The following is a 5,345-nucleotide window of genomic DNA, read 5'->3' as shown; positions in this document are numbered from 1 at the left end:
CGGCGCCGACACCCCCGTCATCACCCTCGACGCCCGCCGCCGCGACAGCGCCAAGAGCGCCCTCATCACCCTCGTCGAACACGCCCTCCTCGCCCGGCTCCGCTGACCACGGAGACGAGCGGGACCCGCGCCGAGCTCCTTCGGCTCGGAGGCGAGTGCGCGAGTAGCAGGAACCGAAGAGCCCCGGCGCCCCGTCCACCCAACGGGCCGCCGGGGCCTCTACGCTTACCGGCCGGTGCCCCTCACGGGCACCGCGCAAGACCCGTGTATAAGCAGCGGATAACAGTTCGGTAGGCATTTTGTGATCAACAATGACGCAGCGTGGCGAATCAGCGTCACTCAGCGCCAGATGACCACGGTTTTGCTCCGTCATGTCGGTGAATGTCCGGATTGTTCCGACGAGGGTGCCGTACGGCGGCTGTTTGTCCCCCATCCCTGCACGTGCTGAAATTCCAGCTGCCCCTGAATCTCCCGCGCCGGTCGCCCGGCGACGGGTCAGGGCCCGGGGGTAGCGCTGGATTGATCCATGGCCGGCTGTCGGCCGAGAGGTAGTTGTCGAGTGAGGCGTAAGCAGCAACCCGCCCCGCAGCGGCGCTCCGAGCCCCGCCAGAGCGAGCCGAACGGTACCCCCGGGGACCCGGCCGGATTCTCCGCGTTCACTCCCACCGAGGAACGCCCCCAGGCCACACCGGCCCCGAACTCCCCGAGCCTCGCCGCGGCGTCACCCGGCGGCGGCCCCCAGGGCGGCGACGGCGGCTCCGGACGGTACGACTTCCTACGCCCGCGCAACTGGCGCGTGCCCACCCGCCTGATCGCGATCCTGCTGATCCCCGTGATCATCAGTCTCGTCTTCGGTGGTCTGCGAGTGAACACCTCGGTCGACGGCTACATCAAGGCCTCGCGCGCCGAGAAGACCGCCGAGCTGGCCAAGGCGGCGACCGAACTCGCCGAGGCGCTGGAGAACGAGCGCGACAAGACGCTGATACCCCTGCTCACCAAGCAGGACCCGAACAACGAGGTCGCCAAGCGCCGCGGCGACACCGACGCCGCGCTGAAGGCGTACAACGCCGCCTACGCGGCCTCCGACAAGACCGGTGAGCTGCCGCGCCGCCACGACGCCTTCCAGGCGCTGCTCGTCGACCTGCCGCACCTGCGGGCCAACGCGTACGGCCCCGAGCTGTTCCTCAGCGCGACGGCCAGCGCCTACTCGGTGATGTTCGCCCCGCTGCTGGCCTACGACAACTCGGTCGGCCTGGGCTCCTCCAACGCCACCAGCAAGGGCCGCGCGATCTACGCGATGTCGCTGGCCAAGGCCTCCGCCTCGACCCAGCGCTCGCTGATGCTGAGCCTGCTGGTCGGCATCGCGCAGAACGGCACCACCCGGTACGAGAACGCCGACGCGACCCAGCAGATCCTGATCGCGGAGAAGCTGGAGCAGGTCTCCCTCAACGAGTTCACCACCGGTAGTGCCCCCGAGGACGTCCGGAAGTACGCGGACGCCCAGGTCGCCCTGGACACCAAGGACCGCTCGGCGCTCAAGATGCCGAACGGCAGCGTGCCGACCATGCAGGGCATGATGACCCTGGCCGCCATGTACAGCCAGTCCGCCGCCGAGGGCCAGGTGAAGGGCAAGGCCGCCGCCGACGCCGCGTTCGCCGAGGCGAAGGCCGCCGGTCTGACCCCGGACAACTGGAACCAGGCCGCCAACACCCACATCCAGGCCCTGCGGAACACCGAGGTCGTGCTGCTGGAGGACGTCCTCACCGACTCCCGCAACCTCAAGGACAACGCGCTCTACGACGCCATCCTCAACACGGTCATCGTCGTCGCCGCACTGATCCTGGCCGGCCTGCTCACCGGCTACGTGGCCCGCTCGATGATCCTCGGCATGCGCACCCTGCGCAGCGCCGCCCTGGAGATCGCCGACCACCGCCTGCCGGACCTGGTCGAGAAGCTCTCCAAGACCGACCCCGACCGGGTCGACACCTCGGTGACCCCGATCCCGCTGCACGGCAAGGACGAGATCGGCGAAGTCGCCCGGGCGTTCGACCAGGTGCACCAGCAGGCCGTGGCGCTCGCCGCCGAGCAGGCCCTGCTCCGAGGGAACGTCAACGCGATCTTCACCAACCTGTCGCGCCGCAGCCAGGGCCTCATCCAGCGCCAGCTGGCGCTGATCACCGACCTGGAGAACAACGAGGCCGACCCGGACCAGCTGGAGAACCTCTTCAAGCTGGACCACCTCGCGACCCGTATGCGCCGCAACGGTGAGAACCTGCTCGTCCTCGCGGGCGAGGAGGCCGGCCGCCGCTGGAACACCCCGGTCCCGCTGGTCGACGTGCTCCGCGCCGCCGCCTCCGAGGTGGAGCAGTACGAGCGTGTCGAGCTCTCCGGCATCCCGGAGGTCGACGTCGTAGGCGCCGCCGTGACCGACCTCGTCCACCTGCTCGCCGAGCTGCTGGAGAACGCCACCTCGTTCTCCAGCCCGCAGACCCGGGTGCTCGTCAACGCGACCCGCCTGCCGGACGGCCGCGTGCTGGTCGAGATCCACGACAAGGGCATCGGTCTCACCGCCGAGGACTTCGCCGAGATCAACGAGAAGCTGGCCGAGCCGCCCACGGTCGACGCCACCATCTCCCGCCGCATGGGCCTGTTCGTGGTCGGCCGGCTCTCCCAGCGGCACGACATCCGCGTCCAGCTCCGCCCGTCCGGCGAGTCGGCCGGCACCACCTCGCTGGTCATGCTCCCGCCGTTCGTCACCCAGGGCGGGGCCGCGCCGGAGCCGGAGGAGCAGTTCACCGTCTCCCGGATCTTCGCCGACCAGAAGCCGACCTCCGAGTGGGCGCCCGACGACCGCAACCGCAGCGCCGCCGAGCTCGGCTTCGACGACCACCTCACCGGTGTCGGCAACGCCGGCTCCTCCGGCTTCAGCCCGGCCCTGGAGGCCGTCCAGCGCTCGCAGCGCCTCGACCAGGTCCGCCGCACGGCCCTGGAGAGCGCCCCGCAGCCGCCGGTGGTGGACGCCGAGGTCGAGGAGGACTACCAGCAGGGCTACGACCAGTACGCCCCGCAGGGTTACGACCAGCAGGCCTACGCCGACGACCAGTACGGCTACGACCAGCAGGGCTACCAGCAGGACGGGTACGCCCCGGACGCCTACGGCCAGTACCCGCAGCAGCAGGGCTACGACCAGCAGGCCTACGCCGACGACCAGTACGGCTACGACCAGCAGGGCTACGACCGGGGCGGCTACCAGCAGGGCGACTACCAGCAGGGCGACTACGCCGACCAGTACGGCCGCCAGGCCGACGAGGCCCCGGCCGGTCACCCGTACGCCCCCGAGCCGCCCGCGCTGCCCGCCGCCGAGCCCCGCACCACCGCGTCCGGGCTGCCGCAGCGCCGTCCCGGCGAGCAGCTGGCGGGCGGCGGCCTCGGCAGCGCGCCGGCCGGCACCGGCCAGTCCGGCGAGAGCCCGAACTGGTTCGCGGGCGCCAAGGACACCTCGTCCACCCCCGACTCGCGCGGCCACGACGTGTCCTCGCTCGGCGGATACGGCCCGACCGGCCCGACCGCCAGCACCGCCTGGCAGTCGCCGAACGACGGCGACTGGCAGCGGGCCGAGCAGCTGCGCGAGCCCTCCTCCGCCGGAACCACCGGGGCCGGTCTGCCGCGGCGCGTGCCCAAGCAGAACCTGGTGCCCGGCAACGCCCAGTCCACCCCGCAGGAAGGGCCGCAGGTCTCCCGCAGCCCCGAGGAGGTCCGTGGCCGCCTCACCAACCTGCGCCGGGGTGTGGAGCAGGGCCGCAGCGCCGGTAACACCGGAAGCTTCCGGATCGACCCCGATCAGGTAGACCAGTCCGGCAACGGACAGAACCGCAGCACCGATCTCTTCGGCGGCTCGAACCACCAGGAGCGTTGAGTTGACTCAGATGAGCCAGGCCGCACAGAACCTGAACTGGCTGATCACCAATTTCGTGGACAACACCCCCGGGGTGTCCCACACCGTGGTGGTCTCCGCGGACGGCCTCCTCCTGTGCATGTCCGAGGGCTTTCCGCGCGACCGCGCCGACCAGCTCGCCGCCGTCGCCTCCGGCCTCACCTCCCTCACCTCCGGCGCCAGCCGGATCTTCGAGGGCGGCGAGGTCAACCAGACCGTGGTCGAGATGGAGCGAGGCTTCCTGTTCCTCATGGCCGTCAGCGACGGCTCCGCCCTCGCCGTACTGGCCTCCCCCGACTCCGACATCGGTCTCGTCGGCTACGAGATGGCCCTGCTCGTCGACCGCGCAGGCGCCGTCCTCACCCCCGCTCTCCGCGCGGAACTCCAGGGCAGTCTCCTGCACTGACGGTTCGTCGGATACCGTCCAGGTATTCGAAGTACCTCCGCGTCCTTCCCGGGCCCGCTTCGGCGGGCTCGGGTTCGGACGTTGTACGGCCTTCGCACCACCGGCTCCGGACCTGCGCCGAAGCTCGCACCGCACCGCCGCACCTTGTGAGGAGAGGAACCGTGACACCGCCCGACGACCGCAGCGGCCAGTACGGTCTTCCGTACCCTGGCACAGGCCATGACGCCTTCGGAGCACCCGGCGTCGGCCACGGTCAGCAGTACGGTCGGCACCAGTACGGGCAGCCCCAGCACCCGTACCCCCGGCCCGAGGAGCAGTACGGCCAGCACGACCAGCCCGGCGGACAGGATCAGTACGGCCGGCAGGGCCAGTACGACCAGTACGGCCGGCCGCAGCCCTCGTACGGCGCCCCGGCGCCCGGCTACCCGACTCCGGCCCCGACGCCCGAACCGGCCCCCGGCTACCAGCCGGCCCAGGAGCCCGGGCACGTCGAGGAGTTCGAGGACGAGCCCGACTCCGGCCCGCTGATCCGGCCGTTCGCGATGACCGGCGGACGCACCCGGCCGCGCTACGAACTCGCGCTGGAGGCTCTGGTCTCCGCCGACGTCGATCCCCAGCGCCTGGCCACCCTGCTCCCCGAGCACCAGCGGATCTGCACGCTGTGCACGGAGGTCAAGTCCGTCGCGGAGGTTTCGGCGCTGCTCTCCCTTCCCCTGGGAGTGGCCCGCATCCTCGTGGCCGACCTCGCCGAAGCCGGCCTGGTCGCCATCCACCAGCCCGCTTCCGGCGGCGAATCCGGAAACCAGCCCGACGTCACGCTGCTCGAAAGGGTCCTCAGTGGACTTCGCAAGCTCTAACGCGGCCGCCCCCACCCGCGCCACCACCTCCGCGAAGATCGTCGTCGCAGGCGGCTTCGGTGTCGGCAAGACCACGCTCGTCGGCGCCGTCTCCGAGATCAACCCCCTGCGCACCGAAGCCGTCATGACCTCGGCCTCCGCCGGCATC

Annotated in this window: 3 protein-coding genes and 2 pseudogenes; all 5 read left to right on the top strand. The window is 71.0% G+C overall.

The window, feature by feature from the left end:
• Positions 1-106, top strand: a pseudogene (locus OP86_RS32015) (ATP-binding protein); the annotation flags it as partial.
• Positions 107-559: 453 nt separating this feature from the next.
• The gene (locus OP86_RS32010; RefSeq protein ID WP_051831151.1) at positions 560-3,916 is read left to right on the top strand and encodes a sensor histidine kinase; all 3,357 of its coding nucleotides are present in this window, start codon (positions 560-562) and stop codon (positions 3,914-3,916) included.
• A gap of 10 nt (positions 3,917-3,926) precedes the next feature.
• Positions 3,927-4,340, top strand: coding sequence for a roadblock/LC7 domain-containing protein (locus OP86_RS32005; RefSeq protein ID WP_030057391.1), 414 nt, complete (start codon positions 3,927-3,929; stop codon positions 4,338-4,340).
• A 161-nt stretch (positions 4,341-4,501) separates the two neighbouring features.
• On the top strand, positions 4,502-5,197 hold the full coding sequence (locus OP86_RS35400) for a DUF742 domain-containing protein (RefSeq protein ID WP_078589584.1): 696 nt from the start codon (positions 4,502-4,504) through the stop codon (positions 5,195-5,197).
• A pseudogene (locus tag OP86_RS31995) lies at positions 5,178-5,345 on the top strand (ATP/GTP-binding protein); the annotation flags it as partial. The gene OP86_RS35400 and the pseudogene OP86_RS31995, both read left to right, overlap by 20 nt.

It is taken from the genome of Streptomyces novaecaesareae (genome assembly GCF_000716875.1).
In the GTDB taxonomy this organism is placed as follows: Bacteria; Actinomycetota; Actinomycetes; order Streptomycetales; family Streptomycetaceae; genus Kitasatospora; species Kitasatospora novaecaesareae.
The sequence above is the reverse complement of the archived record's forward strand: the minus strand, read 5'-3'. Positions and strand labels throughout refer to the sequence as shown.

Coding starts and splice junctions, on each gene's coding strand:
- OP86_RS32005 (WP_030057391.1), top strand. CDS start 3,927: ATGAGCCAGGCCGCACAGAACCTGAACTGGCTGATCACCAATTTCGTG.